The following is a 21696-nucleotide window of genomic DNA, read 5'->3' as shown; positions in this document are numbered from 1 at the left end:
AAGCACGGCCGGCCATCAGGACTTCCCGGCCTTCAAGTCCGCGCTACTGTGCGCAATATGCCGGACCTGCGCGACATTCGTCTGACCGCGGTCGCCCTGCTCGAAGCTTCGACAGGAAGCTTCTCGGACGGCGAACTTCAGACCCGCGTCCGTGCCCTCTTCGAGGACTGGGACCCGACAGGCGCCGAAGTGGGTCAGCTGATCCAAGCGCTCTGCGTCGCCTTCAAGGCCCTCGCGCACGAGGCGCCTGAAACCGCCGCCGACGTGCTGCACGCGATGCGCCTGGCGGCCCTGGAAGCGCCCGACGCCTAACCTGCTCACCTTTTCCGTCCGTGCTTGTGGATGTTGGTCAGCTTGCGGGCCAGGCCGGCGAGCGCGTGCTCCAACTGCTCGTCGGAAACGCGCGTCGATGCGAGCTGGACCCCGTTCGGCAAGGTCAGGTTCTGAGGCCGTCGGGCGAGCGCAGGCAGGATCGTGGCCAGATCCGCCATCGCGCCGACGAGGTCGCTCTGCTGACCGACGAGGGTCTTGATGCTGGACTCCTGGCCGGCGACCGTGGTTCCGTACATCAGCTTGGACGCGGCGTCCCCTCCGGCCGAGAGGGACCCGCTGTAGGCGGAGTAGGCCTTCGAGATCTGGCTGAGCTCGGCCTTGCTGGACCCGAACAGGGTCTGCAGCGACGTCGTGTTGCCCTCGGCGGCGAGCTTGCGGACGAGGTCGGTCAGCCCGGCGTTGCCCTTCACCCGGTTGGTGAGGGCGGCGACCTGCTTCGCGTACCCGTTGTTGGTGTCGGCACCCGAGCGCAGGCCGGTGACGAAGTCGGCGGCGGAGCCGAACTTGCCGAGATCCACGCCCTGGCCGAGGGTGTCGGTGATGCTCGACCGGTACTCCTTGATCTGGTCGAGCCGCTCACGGGCATTGGCGATCTGGGTCTGCTTGGCGATGAGGCGCTGCTGCCCGGACTGCAGGATCGCGACGGTGCGGGCCGAGGCGCCGGCGTTTCTGGCGTCGGCGACGATCTGGGCGAAGGCGGCCCGGACGTCGTCGGCGGTGCCCTTCATGGCGTTGCGGATGGCCGCGACGTCGCTGGTCTTGATCTTCACGCGCAGGTTGGCCAGCTGCTTCTCGGCGTCGGCGCGCAGCGCCTTGAGCTGTGCTCGGGCGCTCTTCTCGGCCTTCGCCGAGAGGCCCCGCCGGATCTGCTGGTTCAGCACGTCGAGGGCGTGCCGGATCTGGGCATCGACACGGCGGTAGCCGGTCTGGGAGAGGTCGATCTGACGGCTCGGAGCCTGGCCGATGCCGCCGATGGCCGACTGCACTGTGGACGCGGCCTGCTCGACGTCTCGCTTCCCGGCGCGCTGCTGGGCATTCTCTGCGGCACGGCGTGAGGCGTACTTGGTGCCGTCGTAGATCCAGTCCTTCCCGCTGTGCGTGATGCCGCCGCCGCGCGCCCGGTGGACGACGGCGAGCTTTGCGCCGAGGTTGGCGGCGTGCAGCTCAGCGCGGTTGCGGCGGGTCGCCGCGGCGTTGGCGATCCACTCGCCGGCGGACAGGGCGTACTCCCGCACACGGCGGCCGCGGGACATCAGCACGGCCGGTACATCGTCGCTGGTGGCCGTGCCCGGGCCGACGACCGGACCGCCCGCGGCCCGGGCAACCTTCCCGACCGCGCCCTGCTTCTGCCGGACGTCGCCGGAGTGCGTGATTGTGTTGGTGCTGACCGTGATGGTCTTGTCGTGCAGCGCGTCGAGACGGGCCTTGAGCACCGCGAGGGTTGCCGAGGCCTGGTCTCTCGCAGTGATAACCGGGATCCGGCTCTGCTGGAGCGCGTTGATGCGGTTCTGCAGCGCGGCGATGACGGCTCGGCCCCGCTTCGAATCGGCGGAGAGGCCAGGAATTTTGCCCTGCTTGACCGAGTCGAGGACGCGCTGAAGCTGATCCGCTGACGCGGTCGCACTGCTGATGTTGGCGACCATGTTCGTCACCAGCCGCTTCGGCGTGACGCGATACTTGGCGATCAACGCGTCGACCCGCGCGCCATTGAAGCCGAGCGCCGTCGCCTGTCGACGAAGCGCCCCGGTCGTGGCGTCGTAGTTCTTGCCAACCTGGGTGACCGACACGCCTGCTTGGCTCTGCGCCTTCGAGATGTCCTGGTACTTGCTCAACACCGCAGACAGCGAGGCGATGTTCGACTGACCGTCCTTGTTGGCCTTACCGTCTATGCCCTTGGCGTTCAGCGACGCACCGTGCACCGCAACCTGCGTCGTCAATTTCGCGGCGGCCTTGCCGGCAGCAATCTGCTGTGCCGTGATGGCCCTGAGCGCCTTCGCGCGGGCCGTGTCGTTCTTCCCGGCCAAGGTGGTGGCCGCGGCGTAGTCGTCTGCCTTCTTCTTGCCGTCCTTCACGGCGCCAGATTCGGCTCCCACGGCGTCGCGAACCTGCTTCGCCGCATCGACCAAGCCTTTCTGGGCCTCCGCGTACTTGTGGAGACGGGAGATCTCTGCGCCTGTGAGGTCGCGCCCGGCGCCGCCTGGCAGGCCGTCGTACTTGACGCCGAGGAGCTTGGCGGAGTCCTGGGTGAGCTTCCCGAAGAACGGGCTCGACCTGTCCGATGCGACCCCGAGGGCGGTGGCGCTTCTAGCCTCCGCCTTGCTGAGGATGGCGTCGACCTTGTCCTTTGCGCTCTTCACGCCGACGACCGCGTCGGTCAGCGTCTTCGGGTCGATGCCGAGCCGGCGGGCGAAGTCGAAGGCTGTCTTGCCTCCCTTGCCGCCCTTGTTCAGGTCGGTGGCGACGAGGTTCCGGACGTTCTCGCCCAGGGCATCGTTATCGCGCTTGATCGCCTCGGTGAATTCGTCGATCGAGGAGGCGTTCGTCTTGGCGGCCACTCCGGCGTTGGAGAAACCGGTGGCAAGGTTGCTGAGCAGGCCAACGCCGGCGCCGACGGCGGCACCCACGGGGCCGCCGGCACCGAAGCCGATCAGAGCCCCGGCAGCGGTCGATCCCAACGCGCCGATGGCCTTCGTTGCGCCGCTGGCGTTCTGAGTCATCGTGCCAATGCCGTAGCCAATGGCACCAGCCGCCATGGCGACGCCGAGACCCCGCACGGCGCGACTCGCGGTCATCGAGGAGCCGCTGACCATGGTGGCGAAGGCGCGAAACCTCCCGCCGAGACCGACGAGTTTTCCGCCCAGGAACATCAGGGGGCCGAGCGCCGCGGCGATGCCGAGGCTCCACCCGATGACGGACTTCTGTGTGTCGGTGAGCTCGTTGAAGGACTCGAACGCGTGCGAGGCGCCGTTGGCGACCCGGCCCAGGGTCGGAATCAACGCCGTGCCCATGGAGACTGCGAGCAGTTTCGCCTTATTGCCGGCGTCGCTGAGCTTGTAGGCGAGCGTCTGCTGGGTCTTCTCGAAACCGTGGACGTTCTTGCCGGCGTGACCGGCGGCCTCGCCGACCGCGGCGACGTTCTTCGCGTTGTCGCGGGCGTACTTCCCGGCCGATTGCATCGTGACCGCGGCGCCGGTCATTCCGCCGAGCATCTTCTGGTACTGCTGCACCGACGTGGTGAGCGTCCCCTTGCCGGAACGCAGCTGGTTGGAGAAGCCGAGGGCGTTCTTGGTGAGGGCGAGGAACTGCAGCGCGGACGCGCCCTGGGCGCCCCCGAGGGACTTGGCGAAAGCGGTGTAGTCCTTGATCCCGATGCGTCCCGTGTTGAGGCCCTCAGATTGCCTCTTCAGCTTGCCGGTCATCGACCCGATCATGGTGTCGAGCGAGCGGGTGGCCAGCGCCGCGGCCTTGTGCACGTCGACGACGACCATGCCGTCCTTGGTGTGGTCCTTCAGCGCTTTGTCGACGATCGCCAGCGTGCCGGTGAGGCCGCGCTTGCCGAGGTTCTTGGCCAGGTCGACGGTGTCGATGCCGAGCTGCTGCATCGCCGCGCTGGCGACGTTGTTCTGGCCGGCCAGGTTGAACATGAGGTTGCGCATGTTCTGCGTCGCCCGCTGCGCGGAGACGCCGTGCTGCGTCATGGTCGCGAGGGTGCCGCCGACCTCGGCGAAGCTGATCCCGAGAGCGGCCGCGATCGGGGTGACGTTGGCCAGGGACCGCGAGAAGGTGGCGAAATCTGTCTTGGCGAGGCCAGATGCGCGGACGAGCTGATTCTGGACGCTGACGGCGTCGGACGCCTTGGAGTGGTAGTCCGTCATGACCGTGGTCAAGGCGTCGGTCGCCTCTGTCATTGGGACCAGCTCGGCCCGCGCGCCTTGCGCGGCGGCCTTCAAGATCGTCATTTGATCGGCGACACCCCAGCCTCGGGATTTCGCAGCCTTCGCGATGACGTATTCGCCCTCACCGAGTTTCTCGATGTCGGTCGAGGTCTCGCGGGAGATTGCCTTGATGCCGGAGGCGATGCCCTTCAGGTCACGCTCCGGAGTGCCGGCGGCGGTGTGCAGCAGCATCATCTGCCGCTCGAAGTCGGCGGCCTGCTTGGCGCCGTAGGCCACAGCCGCGGCGATCGGGAGAGTCATAGCGTGGGACATCTTGCGGCCGGCCGTGACCAAGCTCGCCGAGCTCAGCGCCTGGGCCGCGGCAAACCGCTTCGACACTGCCAGCGCGCGCGCCTCAGCCTCGGCGAGCCGCGCGACCATCAGCGACTGTCGTTGGGCCGCAGAACCGGCCTGCGCGTGAGCGGCGGCGAGACGCTCCTGCGCAGCCATGTTCTGCAACGCCAGGACCCGCTGACGCAGCGACTGACCCTGGGTGCGCCCCATCAGCGCGGCGACACGCGCCTGCGCGATTGACAGGCGATTGGCGGCCGCGGCCTGGCGCTCAGCCGCCCCTGCCGCCTGCGCGGACGCTGTCGCGGCGCGACGTGCGGACGCCGCGGTCTTGTCCAGGCTCACCGCCGCGCGGCCAGCCGCCGTGCCGGCGCCCGAGAGAGTCGTGTCCAGTCGACGCACCCCGCCGGAGGTCCTACCGGCCATCTGCGCGAAGAGGGCAAGCTTGCGCTGCGCGAGTGGAAGCCGACTGTCGAATTGGGCGGTGTCGAGCAGCACTCGGGCGACGACCGCGCCCAGGTCCAGGGCCATGGGTCAGCCCTCAGCCGCTATGGCGGCGACGATGTCATCGAACTGGACGTTCGCAGCCATCTGCTGCCACGAGCTCCGCAGCAGCTCCTGCTCCTCGGCGCCGAGCAGCGCGAACGTGTCGTAAGCGATGCGGGCAACGTTCTCGAGCATCGCCGCGGCCTCGGCACGCGTCAGAACGTGACCGTCTTCGGCTACCGCGGCCACCGGCGGCCCGGTCGTCACATCGGGCGCGCGCACCCCGAAGACGGTGTTGAGCAGATCCGGTACCCGCACGACTCGGCCCAGCGGCGGGCGGCCGGACTGCTTGCCGCGGCCGGACGGTCGCTTGCTCATGCGCACGCCCCCGGCGCTGGTCGGGTCTCGGGTGCAGGAGAAGGGCCGTGCACCTCGCCGGCCATCGATCCCCGGACCGGCGTCGGACGTGCCGCCGGGGTGACGTTGACGCCGCGGAGCGTGCGCATGCTTCAGCAGCCTGCTTTCGGGGCCCAGGGGTTGGCCTCGGTCGACAGGCCGCCCGGATTGGCCGCGAACCCGGCTGTGCGTGGCTGCTGCCACTGCAGCACGCGGGTCTCGTAGTCGAGATTGCCGTCGTGATACCGGAAGTCGTCTGCTGCGGCGGCTTCGGCGGTCGGTCCCTGGTAGGCGTTGAGGATCGCGTATGCCTCGGCCATCGTCGTCGCTGACGCCATCGGATGCCGGGCGGCGGCCGGCACCTGCAGCAGCTGGGTCGGTTCGATACCGGACGCGGTCCACGGCGGCAGATCCCCGGTCGGAAACAGGGTCGGCGCGGCCGAGGCTCCGCCGTTCCCCGCGGCGCGGGCACGTTCCACCAGAGGGTTCGAGGCGAATGATGACGCGCCGCCGCGTGCAGAAGGGGCAGGCGCGGTCGCGCCGGCCGCGGCGAGGACGTCGCTCTTCCGAACACGACCGCCCACGCCAGTGCCCTTCACACTCGCGAGCGCGACACCGAGCCGGTCAGCGAGCGCGCGCACCCCAGGCGTCACGTACGGCTCCGCCGCCGTCATCGCGCACCTGCCTTCGCGAGCTCGCGTTCGGTCAGGATGTCGCCGTAGAGGCGCCCGTTGACGCGGACGTTCTCGATCTTGGAACCGGTCAGCGAAGCCACAGCCGCCGCGGCGGTGTCGGCGAGGCGGCCAGCCGAGTCGTCTCGGGCGTCGAGCTGCTTCTGCACCTGGGCGTTACGGCGCCGAATGGCATCTGTGCGGGCGAAATCGTCCTGCTGGGCGTCGACGGCCTGCTGCAGAAGGTCGTGGACGCGCTCCGCGCGCGTGACGCTCATGCCACGCCCCTCGCCGCCATGTAGCCGACCACCTCGGCGCGGCTGACGCGCCACGAGCTGCCGAGACGCACGGCGCTGGCGAAGACGCCGCGCGCGCAGAGGTCTCGCGCGTTGCGGGGTTTGGATCCGGTCATGCGGGCTACCTCCGTGGTGTCGATCAGGTCTGCCGCCGACGATGCATCAAGAGGCACGAGATTGACTGCCGCGACTGCCGCGACGGCAGTCGACCGGCGACCCGCTTCCTCCAGCGCGGCCATCACTTCACGCGCGAGCGGCGACGGAGCAACTCCCGCCGTGCGCGTCAGCGTGCGCATCACACCGAGCACCAGGCCTCGCGCCTCAGCCGACACCAGCAGCGTCTCGCCGGCACCCATGACGGCCACGTGCCGGCTCATCGCCGCGGGTCTCCGCCGAACGGCGGCGCGTCGTCCAAGCTCGCGAGATCGGCCCGCGCCCGCTGATGCGTCGCGATCGTGTCCAGCACGCCGGCCCATCCGCCTGGCCGGCGGCCGGCCGCGGTCGCGAGCAACGCGGACAAGTTCACCAGAGCGCTGACAAGGTCGATCAGGTGAGCTACCGCTTCAGCATCGCCTGCCGTCGCTGCCGCCAGTGTCTCGCTCGACACCGACGCGGCCTTGGGCTGTTCGGTCAGCACGAACCGCACGAAATCCAGCGACTCGGCCACGACGCTCGGCTCGCCCAAACGCGGCAAGAGCCACCGCTCGGCGCTCACCACGGCACCCGCATGAAGTCCACTTCCCGGCCAGGCTTCGGCGGTCTGCTCGAGCGGAGATTGTGCTTCGTCGCCAGCTCGTCGCGCCGCGTTGCCACCCGCCGCTCGTGGCGGATCGCACCCATGTGAGCGCGCAACTGCCTATGCGCCGCTTCACGATCCACCAGCGCCCCGCCGGTATCCGCCTCGCAGGCGGGAGATGGCTCATCCGAAACCTCGCGCGCCGGCCGCAACAACGTCTCAACCTCGAACTTCGGCACGCCCAGCAGCGTCGCGATCCTGTCCGGCCTGAACCCGCGCGCCGCCAACTCCCGCACCTGAAAATCCAACGGCGCCGTCACGACGACACACCCTCAATCACACGCACACCCGGGCCGGCCTCAATCGCCAATACCCGCGCCCGCCGCTCCAACTCCGCCGCGACCCGCCGCTGCACCTCAGCCTCCATCCGCTGCGTCGCCGCCAGCTCCTCCTGTTCGACCAGCTCCCGCGCCGGCGCGTAATCCACGTCCGTGAACGTCGACGCCACACCGTGCTCGCCGAGCGACCGCAAGCTCTGCGCCACCAACGCCGTCACGACCCGGTCACGGTTGCTCGCCTTCGACGCGTTCCGATCCACACCGATCCCGAACGCGTGCAGCACCCCACTCAGCAGCCGCACGACCGCGTCAGCCGTCGCCCCCTGCAGCTCCTTCTGCAGCACCTCGAGCTTCGCCGCCGCCAGCAGCTGCGGGTCGGCCTGGATCTTGACGATCGCTTCGAGGACCTGGCGCTGCTCCCGCATGGCCTGCACCGCGGCCGTGGCCTTACGCGTGCGGACAGCCGTTGTCACGACGCGCTCAAGCTCCGTCACCAGCGCCGACAGACGTTTGTGCGCGTCGACGAGCTCGATGGACTGAGGCGCGGCACCGTCTGCGCTGGGCGCGACGATGTCCGCGACCTGCAGGTGGTTCAGCCGGTGCCGGCCGACCGCTGAACGATGCACCCCGAACGCCTCCCCGATCTTGCTGTAGGAGGTGCCGGCCATCAGCGCCGCGTCGATGTCGTCCACCTCCGCGTGACGGCAGATGCTGCAGTCCGACGTCGGCAGCTTCACCTCCGCCGCCGCCTCGTTGCCCGTCATGCGCGTGCTCCCTTCCGCTCCGTGCCCGACCGCTCCGTGCCCGACATCCCGCCCCACACCCCGTACCGCTCCCGCGCCGCGACGGCGTACGCGGCGCACTCCACCCTCACCAGGCAGCCCCCACAGACGGCCCGGGCCGCCCAGGCAGCAGCCGACTCCGGCGCCCCGAACCACAACTCCGGATCCGGTCCGGTCGCGCACGGCGGCAGCGCGCCGGCGGCCACGAGCGCCCGGCCCAGCGCAGCCCATTCACGGACCGCCGCGTCCGGTACGAACAGGGTGGCGTCCACCCGTGCTGGCTTGGCGCCCTGCGGCCTGGCCGTTGTCGTAATCATGCGGCACGCTCGCGGCCATGAGCGACGACACCGACAGCACCGAGGGCCGGCCCGCGCGGCTGGCCGACGTCTGGGCAACCCGCGACTACCCGGTCCTGCTTGAGCTTGCACGGCGCTTTGACGCGAACCACGGCGCGGTCCATGTCCACGAGCTGGCCGTCCCGGACGTCGACGACGAGCAACTGCAGGCAGCCCTGCACGCCCTGCGCCGCCGAGGCCTGATCGACGTCCTTGCGTCTAAGTCCCTCGGATCCCGGGGCGGCCACATCCTCGTCGTGAACGACGTGGCCGGCGAGGTTTACCCCATGACCGGGCTGCATCCCGGGGGCGACGACGCGCTGCTCGCGCTCATCGAGACACTTCGCCAGGCCGCCGAGGACACCGACGACCCCGACGATCGTAGCCGCCTTCGCCGGGCCGCTGAGTCGCTGGCCGGCGTCGGCAAGAACGTCGGCACCGCAGTCGTCACCGCATACCTGACCCATCAGCTCGGCGCGTAGCCCGTGGACGACTGGGGCCCCGCCGAGCAGGAGGCCGCCGCCTGGGACGACATCGCACAGCGAGTCGGCTGGGTCGCTATCGACGCCGCGCGTCTTGAGAACGCGGCCGCCTGGCTCTACGCGATCCTGCTGCAGAGCCCGCTCGCGCCGACCGTTGCGAAAGGCCAGACCTGGGCCACCGTATTGCAGTCCTGCCAGGCATTGATCGCTGTGCACGAAGCCTCGGCGGCTGACGCCGCGGACGAGCGCTGGCAACTGCCGCACTGGACCAAGATCCGCGAGGAGCTGCGGAACGCCGACATCCTGATGCGCGAGCGGGCCGCGGTCGTGCACGGGTACTGGCTGACTGCGCGCGAACCTGGAGGTCTGGCGACGACGAGCCTGAGTCGGCGCTTCAAGCCGCCGCAGCAGCGCGAGTGGACTAACGAGCAACTCGACCAGCTCAGCCTGAACCTTCGGGGGGCGACGCGTTCCCTTCACCTCCGTACCGCGTGGATCTCGCTGCTGGACGCCGATCCCCTGCAGCAAGAAGACACGTAGCCGATGGGCGAGGGGGGACAACTGCTCCCGCGCTGGCGCGGCGTCGAAGGCGGCTAGATACCGGGATCCCGCAGGGATAACGGGGCTCCGCCGGGACGGAAAGTCACGGTTCTGGTCACAAGCGGTCGGGTCTGCCGCGCCGAACGCCGAGCACTCCTCCGACTGAGACGGTGCGGCCGTCTCGCTGCGCATCTCGCCGCCCCGCCCGGACGGGGGCCCCACCGTATGCCCTGAGGAGGCCGGGCGTTTGAGAGCGCGCGCCGATCGCATCTCGGAGTCTCGACGGCCCGCCGCGCTTCTGCGCGGGCAACGAAAGCTCGTCGGTTTCGCAGGTGTGGGCGGGGCCGTGTCGAGGGTGTGGTGGGCGGGGTGGGCTTTGCCCGGCCACTCTCCCTGTTCTCTTCTTGTTTGGTGATTGCTGAACAGAGGAGTACCCCGGTAGAAGCCCACCCTTCCCACCATCCCGACCCCTTTGGCGTGAACCCCCGGTGTTGTTGGGGACGCAGCGTCGGCGAGGGGGTGGGCTTTGGGGTGGGCTTCTGCCCTTGGGGGTGGGCTTTGGGGTGGGCTTGTTGGTGTCACGGTCGGACCTCCGGGTTGGTGGCGATGTCGTAGATGGCGGAGCCGCGGACGGTGGTTTTCCGGCAGAAGACACCGAGGTCTTCGAGGCCGGCCTGGAGGTGGCCGAGCACCTCGGGGACCTTGCGCGGCGATGAGGGCCAGCCGGGCCCGCGTTGATCGCTCCAGCTGGCCTGCGACGCCATCGAGACGGCGGTAAGCAGCTCGGAGGCTTTGCCGCGGAAGCTGCCGCCGCGGGCGTCGAGCATGGCAAGGAGGGCGCCGCCGAAGACGTCGTCGCTGACGGTGCGTTCGCGGCTGCGGCGCTGCCCGTCGGCGAAGGCGTCGAGTAGGCCCGTTGGGACGCCGGACACTTCGCCGGCTGCGACGGCGGCGTCGAGTGCGGCCAAGGCGTGGGCGTGCTCGGCGAGGCGGTGCTGGCTCGGTGGGCGCACGCTGCTCCGCCATCGCAGGACGGCTGACACGCAGTCGGCCCACGCGCCGAGCAGGTGGGGGTGTGCGGCGTCGAATGCCGCCTGGACGACGGTGTCGCCGGCCCGCCGCTCGATTCGGGGGGCGTCGATAACGAGTAGGCGGTCGAGTGCGTCCGGTCGTAGGCCGGCGGGGACGCCGACAGCGGTCATGCCGAGCGGCCGGCGGATGCGCTCGCTGTGGAGCTCGCTGTCGCTGTAGAGCTGCCGAGTTTCACGGGCGGTGCCGGTAATCATGGTGCAGATTGCGTCGGAGCCGGCACCGCTGATGCTGGTGAGGTTGTCCCAGAGGGGGACGGCGCGGTGCAGGGCTCGGACGTGGTCGTCGCCGAAGTTGTGGCCGAAGCTTGAGCCAAGCGCGTCGGTGCCGGAGGGCTCGACGACGGAGGCGACGAGCCGCAGTCGCGTGCTCTTGCCAGTGCCGGGCGGCCCTACCAGTAGCGCGCCGGGGCGGACAGCTGCCGAAAACGCGAGGCCGACCAGCCAGCCGACGAGCATGCGGAACTGTTCCGCGGCGGGATCGAGCGCGAGGATGTGCGCGAGGAGATCGAGGCGACCGCCGGGAAGCGGTTCGGGCAGGGGGCGCGTCGCGTGCGATCTGCGGAACGTGACGCCGTCCGGCACGCCGAGACGCCAGCCGCCTTCGGTGATGATCAGCGCTGGACCGCCGGCTCCGCTCAAGCTGGCCTGTCCCCGCGCCAAGTCCACGACGACCGTTTCGGGAGTGGCCCCGTCTACCACGTGCGCGGTGCGCAGAGCCAGCTCGATCGGAGGCGCATCGAAGGCATCGGCCTTCAATTGGTCGACGACCTTCTCGACCTCGGCCTTGCCGGGCATATTCGGCACGTCGGGAAGGCGACGTCCCATCCTGATGATCTTGTACCTGAAGTGTCCATCGATCGGCTGGGCGACGCCGAGCGGTCCCATCTCCGGGCGGTAGTACTCCGGCATTCGACCAGGTATCGCGTAGGCCCTTCCGCCGGCCTGGGTGAGTGTGTACATCGACGCGAAGTGGCTATAGAGCACGCGTGCCGGGCTGGGCTTCGCAACCGCGGCCGCCGAGATCGCGCCCGGCTGACCGCTCACACCAGAGCCGCAGTCGACGCGGCGAAGTCGAAGCGGCAAGCGTCGAAGCGACAGGAGCGCCGGTACGGCAACGCCTTGTAGGCCGCGCGAAGCTCGTCGGTGAGCTCCCCGACCTCGCGAAGCTCGTAACCCGGGCCGAAGAGCCCGGACTTGCACACGCAGTGTGCGCCGCGGTCGCCGTCTCCGGTGCCGGTCGGGCAGGTGCAGACACCCGCGCGGCGGCATGAGCCGCCGCAGGTACGCCCGTGGTAGTGCCAGCGGTGTTCGTGGACGCACCAGACGGCCAGCTGCCAGCCGTCTGAGCAGCGGTAAGCCGGGAGGATCGGGATGGGCCGTCTGCCCGCGTCGTGGTGGACGTAGCCGAGGACGTCTGTTGGCAAAGGGGTACTCAAGGGGTCACACTCGTTCGTGTCGGCGTCGAGGTCGATGTCTTTGGGGGAGGCCGGGCGGTCGGAGGCCCGGCCTTCTCGCTTTTCTGAGGGGTGCATCAGACGGACCTCAGGTCTGGTTCGGCAGTCGGGGGAGGCGCCGCGGGATCAACGCCCCAGCGGCGGCGGAGTTCGCCGGTAGGCACGAAGAGGCGGCCGTTGATGGTGAGCGATGGGATGTCGCCGCGGCGGATGCCCTCGTATACCGCGCTACGGCCGAGGGGCGAGCATTCAGCGAGACGAGATGCCGTCAGCAGAGGTTCGACGATCGGATCAGGAAGCGGCATGGCGCCTCCCTGATCGCTGAAGCGACCGCAGCAGCCGGGCGTACGCGATCGCCCGGCGGCCGCTTGGGCGGGCAATGTTTGTCTCCCACCGGTGCACCGTCGAGCTGGTGGTGTCGCATGGTTCCGCGACCTCGCGGAGTGACAGCCTCTGCTGTTCGCGTAGGGCTCGAGCCTGGCCACTCGCGCAGAGGGCCCGAACCCAAGCCACTTCGCGCGTCTGTTCGATGTCCATGCAACGACAGTGACGGTTGCGGGACGGATTCGGTAGCACTGTCCCACATTCCCGGCCGACAGCTTTCAGGAATTCCGGGACACATGTCCCGTAAGTTTTCCGGGACACTGCTTGCGAGTCTGTCCCGCAAGTGTCACTCTTGGAGCATGCCAACGAAACAGCGCGGTGCCGTCGCCGCAGACGCAAGCTTCTCGATGATCCGGTTTCCCGACGACGAGGGCGGGCCCTGGGGAATCCGCGCGAACTGGGTCACGATCGACGGCAGGCCAGAATGCGTAGGGCTCGCAATCTGGCGAGGTGCGGACCAAGGGCTGTACTCGCCAATGGAGTACGTCCCGCATGGGGTCGACACGGTCCGACCGATCACGGCGAGCGGCATGGCCGGCCTGCCGGTCGCGACCGTCATCGACAAGCTCCGGGACGCTGCCCGTGAGCAGTGGCGACAGAATGCCGCCGACGTTGAGCGCTTGTTCCCGCATTGGGCGGAGGACGACGCGCGGCGCGCTCACTTCGACGTGTTCGAGGAGCCTCACCGCGGGCGAGTTGGCGCTCCGAGGCGTTACGGCGCGGAGCACTTCGCTCGCGTCGCAGAGGCGTACCTTGCAGCGTGGCAGCGGGGTGACAACCCGACTCAGGCAGTCGCCGACGAGTTCGGTGTGTCGCGGTCTGCCGCAGCGAAGTGGATCAGCCGCTGCAGGACGAAAGAAGCGGGGCTGCTCACGCCCGCCTCGAGCCACGGGCGCGGCGGTGCGCAAGCTGGCCCGACCCTAAAGAAGATCCGGAAAGAGGCATCGCGATGAGTACCCGCCGCGCTGGCGGACCAGAGGTCAAGAAGGACATCGCGACCGGCCGGTACTACTTCGTCATCGACACCGCCGCTCCCGGCGAGCCGCGGCGCCAGCTCAAGCGCCGGTTCCGCACGCGCCAGGAGGCAAATGCCACCCTCCGTGAGGTGCTGGCCGACCTGCACCGCGGCGCTTTCGTTCAGCCGGCCAAGACGACACTGGCGGAGTTCGTCGAGAACACGTGGCTGCCCGAGGTCGAGTCGCAGCTGCGCCCCAGCACTCACAAGTCCTATGCCCGATACCTTCGCCTTCACGTTCTGCCCGCGCTCGGCTCCCGGCCGCTGCAGTCCATCACCGGCGGCATGCTGACCGCGCTCTACGTCGACCTGCGCGCTCGCGGCATGAAGGACTCCGGGAAGATCCCCGACGGCGGCGAACGAGGCCTGAGCGTCCGCACGGTCCGGTACGTCCACACCATCGTCGGTGCAGCCCTCGGATCCGCCGTCGAGCACGGCCTTCTGCAGTCCAACCCGGCGAAGCTCGCGAAGCCGCCGAAGGCCTCCGCCGCTGCAGACGGCTCGGACCCGTTCGTCACTTGGTCGGCCGCCGAGCTCGCACAGTTCCTGACGGTCGAGCGCGGCGACCGCTACCACGCCGTCTGGTACCTCCTGGCGATGACCGGGATGCGTCGCGGCGAGGCGCTGGGACTCGGATGGCGCCACGTCGACTTCGAGAAGGGCACAGCGCTCGTCCGACGCACTCTTGTCGACGTCGAGGACCGCAACGACGACGCTCCGGTGTGGTCCGACCCGAAGACCCGAAGCGGCAAGCGCAGCATCAAGCTCGACGCCGGCACCGTGGCGGTCCTTCGCGCGCTGCGAGCCCAGCAAGCCCAAGAGCGGCTCATGCTGGGCCCCGCCTACCGCGACCACGATCTGGTGCTGTGCTGGGCTGACGGCCGGCCATACCACCCGGAGCGCACGTCTCGAGTGTTCGGCCAGCGGATCAAGCGGCACGGCCTGTCGAAGATCCGCCTGCACGACCTTCGCCACACGTGGGCGACGCTCGCCCTCGAGGCCGGCGTCCACCCCAAGGTCGTGCAGGAGCGCCTCGGGCACGCCAACATCTCCATCACGCTGGACGTCTACTCGCACGTCTCGCCGGCCATGCAGAACGACGCCGCCGAGCGGGTCGCGCGCCTCATCAGCGGCGGTGACGCATGACCGGTCCCGCGCTCGCTCCGATCATCATTCCGGCCGCAACCGGCTTAGCCGGCGCGGCGTTTGGCTACGCAGCAACCTTGTTCGGTGAGACGTTTCGAGACAAGCGCGCCGCTGCGCGTGAAGCGGAGTCACGGGCCGAGGAACATGAACGGCAACGGGACGCTTTCGACCTCGCCAACCTCCAAGCCGTCACGACTGTGCTCGACGACTTCATGACGACCGCTGTCGCGCTGCACGGGCTGAGCGGGCCTCACCCTCAGGAGAAGGAGTGGACCGACGCCGCGCGAGGCTACTGGCAGGCATCCGACCGCCTTTCGTCGATGCTGCTTCGACGCGACGTCCGCGAGGCGGTGCGTTTGGCTACGACGAAGATCGGCGCGCTCGGGGCATCTCGTCAGTCCGACAAGGCGGGCGGCTCGGCTTGGCGACAAGCGGGCGACGCGACCGAAAAGGCGCAGCGCTTGATCGGAGAGCGCATCCGCGAGATCTACGGCGAGGTCCCGGTCCCGGTCAGTGACCAGGATGTGACCACTTCGCCGGCGGGCACTACGTGACCAGGAACGACAACGGCCTCCGAACCCCGATTTCTCAGGGCCCAGAGGCCGAGGACTGTCTCAACACAGCGTGTCCGAGGGGGGACTTGAACCCCCACGCCCGATAAAGGGCACTAGCACCTCAAGCTAGCGCGTCTGCCATTCCGCCACCCGGACGAGTGCGGGTGCAACTCTAGCCGATGCGGTCGAGACGATTCGCGACCCGGGGTGGCTACCGGGAGCCCGCCTGCGACCGTTCGGCTGGACAGTCGCCTCACGAAAATCTAACCTCGGTCTCGTCAGGGCGAGTCTGTGACCACGAAGGGTGACGATGGTGACGCTGCGTGCTCGTCACTCGGCCGCTGCGGTGGCCGCAGCCCTCGTTCTGCTCGGCGTCCTGCTGGTCAGCGTTCTCTTCCCGGCGACAGCCGGGGCCGCTCCCGGTAAGCCCGGCGCACCCGGCCACAAGAGCACTGCCGCGCGCGCCACGCCGGCAGCGGCGACCAAGACCCCGCCACCTCCGGGCCTGCGGCTGACGGTGCCGGGCCTGGTCGACGTCCACGTCACCCTGCCCGACCTCGGTCGCGTGCTCGGTGGCCGGCCCACCACCGCGCCGCCTGCGCCCGAGAAGGTGGTGACCGCCCCGCCCTCCCGGCCCGCGTCACGATCGACCACCCGGAGCTCGACGGCCCCCCGGCCGCAGACGGCACCCGCGCGGCCCGCTCCGGCCCGCACCGTCGAGCGGGCCCGCACCGCGCAGCTCGACAGCGCGGACCGTGCCGCCGTCGCCGCGAATCCGAGTCGCCAGCAGCCGACCCGGCAGCAGGCCCGCACCGCTGCACCGAAGCCGGAGCGCACCGCGCCGACTCGTCCCGAGGCGGTCCAGTTCCAGCGGATGCTCCGCGAGAAGGCCCCCGTCTGGCTCTTCGCCGCCGTGATCGGCACGCTCGTCGCCGGCACGGTCGTCGTCGTCCGTTCTGCCGGTCACCGCTCGCAGGGACAGCACCGGAGCCGGTAGCGCGTCAGCCCGGTTTGGTAGACACAGGGGATGAGCAGCCCCCGCACCGCGCAGGACGAGGTCACCGACCTGCTGGTGGACCTCATCCGCTTCAACACCTCCAACCCCACCCATCCCGAACGTCCGGCCGCTGAATGGGTGGCCGAGAAGCTGGACGAGGTCGGGATCGAGTCGCAGATCATCGAGGCCGAACCGGGGCGCGCCTCCACCATCGCGCGGATCGAGGGCAGCGACCCGTCGCGGGCGCCGCTCCTGATCCACGGCCACCTCGACGTCGTCCCCGCCGACGCGCGCGAGTGGAGCGTCGACCCCTTCGCCGGAGAGGTGAAGGACGGCTACGTCTGGGGCCGCGGCGCGGTCGACATGAAGGACATGGACGCGATGACGCTCGCGCTCGTGCGGGAGTGGGCACGGACCGGCAGGAAGCCACCGCGTGACATCGTGCTGGCCTTCGTCTCCGACGAGGAGGCCGGCGGTCGCAAGGGCGCCCACTATCTCGTCGACCACCACGCCGATCTCTTCGCCGACTGCACCGAGGCGATCAGCGAGGTCGGCGGGTACTCGATCTCGCTCAACGAGCAGGCACGCGTCTACGCGATCCAGACGGCCGAGAAGGGCATCCAGTGGCTCCGGCTCAAGGCCACCAGCCGGCCGGGGCACGGGTCGATGGTCCACGACCAGAACGCGGTCACCCGGCTCGCCGAGGCCGTCAGCCGCATCGGCAACCACGAGTGGCCCATCGTCATCACCGACACCGTCCGCGCGCTGGTCACCGGGCTGGGCGAGACCCTCGGACGTGACCTCGACCCGGAGAAGCCGCAGGAATGGCTGCCGGTCATCGGGGGAGCGGCACGCATGATCGGCGCGACCGTCCGCAACACGGCCAACCCGACGATGCTGCAGGCCGGCTACAAGGCCAACGTCATCCCGGGAACGGCCGAGGCGACCGTGGACTGCCGCTTCTTGCCGGGGCAGGAGGAGGCACTGCTCGCCACCATCGACGAGCTGGTCGGCGAGCACGTCAGCTACGAGACCGAGGTCAGCGACATCGCCGTGGAGACCGGGTTCGAGGGTGACCTCGTCGAGGCGATGTCGGCCGCCCTCAAGGCCGAGGACCCGATCGCCGTCCCGCTGCCGTACCTGATGAGTGGCGGCACCGACGCCAAGTCGTTCTCGACCCTGGGCATGCGCTGCTTCGGCTTCTCGCCGCTGCTGCTGCCGGCCGACCTGGACTTCACCGCGCTCTTCCACGGCATCGACGAGCGGGTGCCGATCGAGGGTCTGCAGTTCGGCGTCCGCGTCCTCGACCGCTTCCTCTCGAACTGCTGATGGTCAGCGCGATCTCGGTCCTCGTGATCGATGCCGTCGACCTCGACCGCATCAGCCGGTTCTGGCAGGACGTGCTCGGTTTCGTCGAGCTCGAACGTGACGGCGACGTGGTGACGATCGGCCCCGCGGGTGGACCGGCGCGCATCGACATCGTGCGGGTACCGGAGGCGAAGACAATCAAGAACCGGCTCCACCTCGATCTGCGGGCAGAGGGTGGTACGACCGACGACGAGCTCGCCCGGCTGATCGGCCTCGGAGCGACCCGCGTGGACGTGGGGCAGGGCGGCGTGACCTGGGCCGTCCTCGCCGACCCCGAGGGCAACGAGTTCTGCCTTCTTTCCCGGACGGTCGAGCAGGCAGGCTGAGCCGCGCTTCGTCGTCGGTGCCTCGGGGCAGGATGACGGCGTGCTGCTCGTCGACGTCGCGCAGGCCTCCGCCGAGGTCGGCGCCACCAGTTCCCGTTTGCGCAAACGTGCGCTGATTGCCGGGGTGTTGTCCTCGGCCGAGGTCGCCGACGTCCCGATCGTGGTGGCCTGGCTCTCCGGAGAGCTGCCGCAGCGCCAGATCGGCGTCGGCTGGGCGTCGCTGCGCTCCGTGCCGGCCCCGCAGGACGAGCCCACGCTGCAGGTGGCCGGGGTCCACGGCGTCTTCGACGAGATCAAGGCGACGACCGGCAAGGGCTCGCAGGCGCGCCGCGCCGAGCTGCTCGCGGGGCTCTTCGGCGCTGCCACCGAGGTCGAGCAGACCTTCCTGCGGCGGCTGCTCGGCGGCGAGCTGCGGCAGGGTGCGCTCGCGGGCGTGATGGCCGACGCGGTGGCCGAGGCAGCCGGCGTCCCGGCGCCGACGGTGCGCCGGGCGGCCATGCTCGGCGGGGCCCTGCCGGCTGTTGCCGCCGCCGCGCTCACCTCAGGGGAGGCGGGTCTTGCGTCCTTCTCGCTGCACGTCGGGCGTCCCGTCGGACCGATGCTCGCCCAGACCGCCACGGGGGTGGCCGACGCGCTGGAACGGCTCGGCGGCACGGCCGTCTTCGAGGCCAAGCTGGACGGCGCCCGGGTCCAGATCCACCGGGACGGCGACGAGGTCACGCTCTACACGCGCTCGCTCGACGACGTCACCACACGGCTGCCCGAGGTGGTCGAGGCCGTGCTGCGCTTCCCGGTGCGGACCCTGATCGCCGACGGCGAGGCGATCTCGCTCCGACCGGACGGGCGGCCGGCGAAGTTCCAGGACACCGCCTCCCGCTTCGGCCGGGACGCCTCCGGTCGGACGTCGCGCGAGCTCTCGGTCTTCGTCTTCGACGTCCTGCACGTCGACGGCGAGGACGTCCTCGACCTTCCCGGCGAGCAGCGCGCGGAGATCTTGGCCCGGGCCGTGCCCGCCGAGCACCGCGTCGATCGGCTCGTCAGCTCCGACGCCGGTGAGGCGCAGGCCTTCCTCGACCGCACCCTCGCCGCGGGGCACGAGGGCGTCATGGCCAAGTCGCTGCTGGCCCCCTACGAGGCCGGTCGGCGCGGCGCCGGCTGGTTGAAGGTCAAGCCGGTCCGCACCCTCGACCTCGTCGTCCTCGCCGTCGAATGGGGTTCGGGACGCCGCACCGGCAAGCTGTCGAACATCCACCTCGGCGCCCGCGACCCCGACAGCGGCGGCTTCGTGATGCTCGGCAAGACCTTCAAGGGCATGACCGACGAGATGCTCGCCTGGCAGACGGAGCGCTTCCTGGCCCTGGCCGAGGGTCCGACCGACGGCTATGTCGTGCGGGTCCGTCCCGAGCAGGTCGTCGAGATCGCCTTCGACGGTCTGCAACGCTCCACCCGCTACCCGGGTGGCCTGGCCCTGCGATTTGCGCGAGTGCTGCGCTATCGGGACGACAAGACGGCGGGGGAGGCGGACACCATCGCCACGGTGCGGGAATTTTACGGCACAGATTAGCTGTCTAACCCGAAGAGGGAATGCGGCCCGTTGGTGGGTGCCCGCTTGAGCCTGGGGACAGTGACCAAACTCCGCCAGCCGGTCCTCGTCGCTACGAGAGATGCGGGCTAGGTCAACACGTTCACGGCGTGGGTGCAGGTGTTCGGTCTCCCAGGTTGGCCCGGGGACGCTGGCGGCGAGCGCAGGCCGGATGGCGCCGCGCGGTTCTCACTCCACCGGTGTTACAGAGTGGCAGTCTGCTGCGATGGTGAAAAAGGTCGCCTACGTTCCGGTCGACCCAGCGCAGCTTGGTAAGTCTCGGCTGGATCGCGCCCGATGTGTGGTAGTCGGGTGAAGGCCGCAGGCGTCATTCAGTGCTGCTCTATCGACTGCTACGTCACGAGCGAGCCGACAATGGGCCGCTCGGCTCCTCGTGATGGCCGAATCTTGAACCGCTTATGGTGAGACCTTCTTCGGCCAGAAGAGGTCATCGTTCGACCGCGACCAAGACTGCTCAATGTGCCCTTTTCGGCGGCCCCGGCTTAGACTGCGGGAAGTCTGAGCCAACGCCAGAAGCACTTGCGCTCCTTGGCAGACATCGCCGTGTCGGCGACTTAGAGTTCCTTGCGTCGAGGTAGTTCGGTATAACAGGAACATGCCGTCGGGACAGGGTGCCGCTACGGTCGCAGCAGCGGTCATCTCGCTTCCTGCGCTCGGCTTCAGCATCTACACATACGAGCGCGGAGGTCCAGCGCTTGACGAAGCGAAATCTGAGTTCAAGCAGAATGGCGGGGTGCTGAGCCAGCAGGTTGTAACTATCCAAGTTCACGACGACGTGCACGATCTCTGGCGAAACATCAGGCCGGGTACACGCTTGGCATCTGAGCAATTCGAGGCCGGTGTCGCGGCTGAGATCACTGTGACGAATGTGGGGCGTGGCTCGGCGGCAATCGACCAGTTCGGGTTGAAGACCGGCAGCAACCGTATACCAGTCGCATCGGAAGATGCATACTGCATGAATGTAACTAAAAGTACTGACTACGCCGTATGTCCAAGTCCGTACGCAATCTTTCCCATGCAGACGGTCAAGCTATGGTTCTACATGACCGATACCGATGTTCAAGCTTTGCTATGCGACAAGCCGGCAACAAAGCCGTCAGCCAGTGGCATTCAGGTGTACTACCGCCCGCTCAACGAAGCTGCTGTCACGGTCGACACCAAGGTGGGCGCAGCTTTGGAGGGCCGGTGTATTACGGCTCCTTCGCCGTAGACGTGAATCGACGTGCGGCAGTTAGTGCGAGAGACCCGGCAGCGGGACCGAGGTCTTGGTCCGGCGGCGCCGCAGCACGACGCGGCGGGTGCCGTCCATGTACTTGACGACGCGCGCGAGCTCCCAGCCGCCGAACTCGGCCTGCAGCGAGAGCTGCGCGGCGGCGTTGGCGCGCGAGACGTCCGGCCCGATGCGCAGCGGCGCGTACTCGTAGTCGGGCTCGTCGGCCTTCGGCGCGTTCCTCATCGCCTCAATTGTGCGTCACCGACGCACTGTCGGCCGACCGGGCGGTGCGACCACGGTCACCGAACTTCATCGAGAAGTCACGCAGTGTCACCGTCAACCACGGACGGTGACCGGCGAGGAAGCCGAGCGGCCCGGTCGGATCCGGGTCGAAGGTGGCTGATGCCAGCTCCAGGCCCGCCTTGGCCCGCACCGGACTGATCTTGGTGGCACCGGCCAGCTGCTGCACCACCCGGAAGCCGACCGGCCACCGGCCGGGCAGCCGCAGCACGCTGCGCACCGAGCCGAGCGCGATGCCGCCGGCGTCGTCCCACGCGTGGAAACGGACCGTCGAGCCGGCCGCCTCGAAGGCGAAGGAGGCAAGCTCCTTGGGAATGCCCCAGAGTGCCCGTCCGCCGTCGCGCGAGGCGGGGCTGTCGACCCAGATCCGGACGATGTGCGGCAGCGGCCGCAGCCCGCGCCGCAGCAGCACCGTCGCCATCACCTCGCGGTAGTCCAGGACGCCGCCGGGCTCGTATTCGACCCAGGCCACGCCGACGATGGCGTGCCGCCCCAGCCGGATGGGCCGGCAGTCCGCCGGCAGGTCGGCCGGGATCCGGCGCAGCGGGACGAGGAATACCGAGGCGTGCAGCTGGCCGCGGAGGTCCCAGGGCTCGGACGGGTACTCGACGCTCATGCCAGGCA

25 protein-coding genes and 1 tRNA gene are annotated in these 21696 nt (G+C 69.3%); 11 read left to right on the top strand and 15 right to left on the bottom strand.

Annotated features, from left to right (window positions below):
* The first annotated feature begins 57 nt into the window (after positions 1-57).
* On the top strand, positions 58-312 hold the full coding sequence (locus tag AC0NZQ_RS17405) for a hypothetical protein (protein ID WP_474531252.1): 255 nt from the start codon (positions 58-60) through the stop codon (positions 310-312).
* 5 nt (positions 313-317) lie between these two features.
* Here AC0NZQ_RS17405 and AC0NZQ_RS17400 read toward each other — a convergent pair whose 3' ends face one another.
* The 9 genes from AC0NZQ_RS17400 to AC0NZQ_RS17360 all read right to left on the bottom strand — a co-directional run bounded on the left by AC0NZQ_RS17400 (position 318) and on the right by AC0NZQ_RS17360 (position 8536).
* A complete protein-coding gene (locus AC0NZQ_RS17400) occupies positions 318-5090 on the bottom strand; it encodes a phage tail tape measure protein (protein WP_474531251.1) in 4773 nt (1590 codons plus the stop codon).
* Positions 5091-5093: 3 nt separating this feature from the next.
* The gene (locus AC0NZQ_RS17395) at positions 5094-5423 is read right to left on the bottom strand and encodes a hypothetical protein (RefSeq protein WP_474531250.1); all 330 of its coding nucleotides are present in this window, start codon (positions 5421-5423) and stop codon (positions 5094-5096) included.
* A 131-nt stretch (positions 5424-5554) separates the two neighbouring features.
* A complete protein-coding gene (locus AC0NZQ_RS17390) occupies positions 5555-6115 on the bottom strand; it encodes an E3 binding domain-containing protein (protein WP_474531249.1) in 561 nt (186 codons plus the stop codon).
* Complete coding sequence (locus tag AC0NZQ_RS17385) at positions 6112-6390, bottom strand: hypothetical protein (RefSeq protein WP_474531248.1); 279 nt, start codon at positions 6388-6390, stop codon at positions 6112-6114. The genes AC0NZQ_RS17390 and AC0NZQ_RS17385 overlap by 4 nt, the downstream gene beginning before the upstream one ends.
* Positions 6387-6785 carry a helix-turn-helix transcriptional regulator gene (locus AC0NZQ_RS17380; RefSeq protein WP_474531247.1) on the bottom strand — a complete coding sequence of 133 codons (399 nt, stop codon included), beginning with the start codon at positions 6783-6785 and terminating at the stop codon, positions 6387-6389. Before AC0NZQ_RS17380 ends, AC0NZQ_RS17385 begins: the two co-directional genes overlap by 4 nt.
* Entirely contained in the window at positions 6782-7123 is a 342-nt protein-coding gene (locus AC0NZQ_RS17375) for a hypothetical protein (protein ID WP_474531246.1), read from the bottom strand. The genes AC0NZQ_RS17380 and AC0NZQ_RS17375 overlap by 4 nt, the downstream gene beginning before the upstream one ends.
* Positions 7120-7464, bottom strand: coding sequence for a hypothetical protein (locus tag AC0NZQ_RS17370; protein ID WP_474531245.1), 345 nt, complete (start codon positions 7462-7464; stop codon positions 7120-7122). Before AC0NZQ_RS17370 ends, AC0NZQ_RS17375 begins: the two co-directional genes overlap by 4 nt.
* Complete coding sequence (locus AC0NZQ_RS17365) at positions 7461-8246, bottom strand: hypothetical protein (protein ID WP_474531244.1); 786 nt, start codon at positions 8244-8246, stop codon at positions 7461-7463. Before AC0NZQ_RS17365 ends, AC0NZQ_RS17370 begins: the two co-directional genes overlap by 4 nt.
* Positions 8243-8536 (bottom strand): WhiB family transcriptional regulator, encoded by a 294-nt coding sequence (locus tag AC0NZQ_RS17360; RefSeq protein ID WP_474531243.1) that lies wholly within the window; start codon positions 8534-8536, stop codon positions 8243-8245. The genes AC0NZQ_RS17365 and AC0NZQ_RS17360 overlap by 4 nt, the downstream gene beginning before the upstream one ends.
* A gap of 62 nt (positions 8537-8598) precedes the next feature.
* Between AC0NZQ_RS17360 and AC0NZQ_RS17355 the strand changes: the two genes are divergently transcribed.
* The gene (locus AC0NZQ_RS17355; protein ID WP_474531242.1) at positions 8599-9081 is read left to right on the top strand and encodes a hypothetical protein; all 483 of its coding nucleotides are present in this window, start codon (positions 8599-8601) and stop codon (positions 9079-9081) included.
* 3 nt (positions 9082-9084) lie between these two features.
* Positions 9085-9621 (top strand): hypothetical protein, encoded by a 537-nt coding sequence (locus tag AC0NZQ_RS17350; protein ID WP_474531241.1) that lies wholly within the window; start codon positions 9085-9087, stop codon positions 9619-9621.
* Positions 9622-10199: 578 nt separating this feature from the next.
* On the opposite strand, the gene AC0NZQ_RS17345 is transcribed toward AC0NZQ_RS17350, so the two are convergent.
* The 3 genes from AC0NZQ_RS17345 to AC0NZQ_RS17335 all read right to left on the bottom strand — a co-directional run bounded on the left by AC0NZQ_RS17345 (position 10200) and on the right by AC0NZQ_RS17335 (position 12703).
* Positions 10200-11621 carry an ATP-binding protein gene (locus tag AC0NZQ_RS17345; protein ID WP_474531240.1) on the bottom strand — a complete coding sequence of 474 codons (1422 nt, stop codon included), beginning with the start codon at positions 11619-11621 and terminating at the stop codon, positions 10200-10202.
* A 131-nt stretch (positions 11622-11752) separates the two neighbouring features.
* Entirely contained in the window at positions 11753-11914 is a 162-nt protein-coding gene (locus AC0NZQ_RS17340; protein WP_474531239.1) for a hypothetical protein, read from the bottom strand.
* A 543-nt stretch (positions 11915-12457) separates the two neighbouring features.
* The gene (locus AC0NZQ_RS17335; RefSeq protein ID WP_474531238.1) at positions 12458-12703 is read right to left on the bottom strand and encodes a helix-turn-helix domain-containing protein; all 246 of its coding nucleotides are present in this window, start codon (positions 12701-12703) and stop codon (positions 12458-12460) included.
* Between the two features lie 146 nt (positions 12704-12849).
* On the opposite strand from AC0NZQ_RS17335, the gene AC0NZQ_RS17330 reads away from it, so the two are divergent.
* From AC0NZQ_RS17330 to AC0NZQ_RS17320, 3 genes are read left to right on the top strand one after another with little or no spacing between them, the layout of a single operon-like run.
* Entirely contained in the window at positions 12850-13503 is a 654-nt protein-coding gene (locus AC0NZQ_RS17330; RefSeq protein WP_474531237.1) for a DUF6214 family protein, read from the top strand.
* Positions 13500-14711: a tyrosine-type recombinase/integrase gene (locus AC0NZQ_RS17325; RefSeq protein ID WP_474531236.1), complete on the top strand. Its 1212-nt coding sequence runs from the start codon at positions 13500-13502 to the stop codon at positions 14709-14711. The genes AC0NZQ_RS17330 and AC0NZQ_RS17325 overlap by 4 nt, the downstream gene beginning before the upstream one ends.
* Positions 14708-15265: a hypothetical protein gene (locus AC0NZQ_RS17320; protein WP_474531235.1), complete on the top strand. Its 558-nt coding sequence runs from the start codon at positions 14708-14710 to the stop codon at positions 15263-15265. Before AC0NZQ_RS17325 ends, AC0NZQ_RS17320 begins: the two co-directional genes overlap by 4 nt.
* A 71-nt stretch (positions 15266-15336) precedes the next feature.
* Here the strand turns inward: AC0NZQ_RS17320 and AC0NZQ_RS17315 are convergent.
* A tRNA-Leu gene (locus AC0NZQ_RS17315) sits at positions 15337-15421 on the bottom strand.
* Positions 15422-15578: 157 nt separating this feature from the next.
* Here AC0NZQ_RS17315 and AC0NZQ_RS17310 point away from each other — a divergent pair.
* The 5 genes from AC0NZQ_RS17310 to AC0NZQ_RS17290 all read left to right on the top strand — a co-directional run bounded on the left by AC0NZQ_RS17310 (position 15579) and on the right by AC0NZQ_RS17290 (position 20769).
* Complete coding sequence (locus tag AC0NZQ_RS17310; protein ID WP_474531234.1) at positions 15579-16262, top strand: hypothetical protein; 684 nt, start codon at positions 15579-15581, stop codon at positions 16260-16262.
* A gap of 30 nt (positions 16263-16292) precedes the next feature.
* A complete protein-coding gene (locus tag AC0NZQ_RS17305) occupies positions 16293-17591 on the top strand; it encodes a M20/M25/M40 family metallo-hydrolase (RefSeq protein ID WP_474531233.1) in 1299 nt (432 codons plus the stop codon).
* Positions 17591-17956 (top strand): VOC family protein, encoded by a 366-nt coding sequence (locus AC0NZQ_RS17300; protein ID WP_474531232.1) that lies wholly within the window; start codon positions 17591-17593, stop codon positions 17954-17956. The genes AC0NZQ_RS17305 and AC0NZQ_RS17300 overlap by 1 nt, the downstream gene beginning before the upstream one ends.
* A 40-nt stretch (positions 17957-17996) precedes the next feature.
* Positions 17997-19520: an ATP-dependent DNA ligase gene (locus tag AC0NZQ_RS17295; RefSeq protein ID WP_474531231.1), complete on the top strand. Its 1524-nt coding sequence runs from the start codon at positions 17997-17999 to the stop codon at positions 19518-19520.
* Positions 19521-20154: 634 nt separating this feature from the next.
* Positions 20155-20769: a hypothetical protein gene (locus AC0NZQ_RS17290; RefSeq protein ID WP_474531230.1), complete on the top strand. Its 615-nt coding sequence runs from the start codon at positions 20155-20157 to the stop codon at positions 20767-20769.
* 21 nt (positions 20770-20790) lie between these two features.
* On the opposite strand, the gene AC0NZQ_RS17285 is transcribed toward AC0NZQ_RS17290, so the two are convergent.
* Both AC0NZQ_RS17285 and AC0NZQ_RS17280 read right to left on the bottom strand, forming a co-directional pair.
* Positions 20791-21015, bottom strand: coding sequence for a DUF5703 family protein (locus tag AC0NZQ_RS17285; RefSeq protein ID WP_474531229.1), 225 nt, complete (start codon positions 21013-21015; stop codon positions 20791-20793).
* Positions 21016-21019: 4 nt separating this feature from the next.
* The gene (locus AC0NZQ_RS17280; protein ID WP_474531228.1) at positions 21020-21688 is read right to left on the bottom strand and encodes an acetoacetate decarboxylase family protein; all 669 of its coding nucleotides are present in this window, start codon (positions 21686-21688) and stop codon (positions 21020-21022) included.
* Positions 21689-21696: the final 8 nt, after the last annotated feature.

It is taken from the genome of Jatrophihabitans sp. sgz311053 (assembly GCF_056135305.1).
Note: the sequence above shows the minus strand (reverse complement) of the source record. Positions and strands in the feature narration are given on the sequence as shown.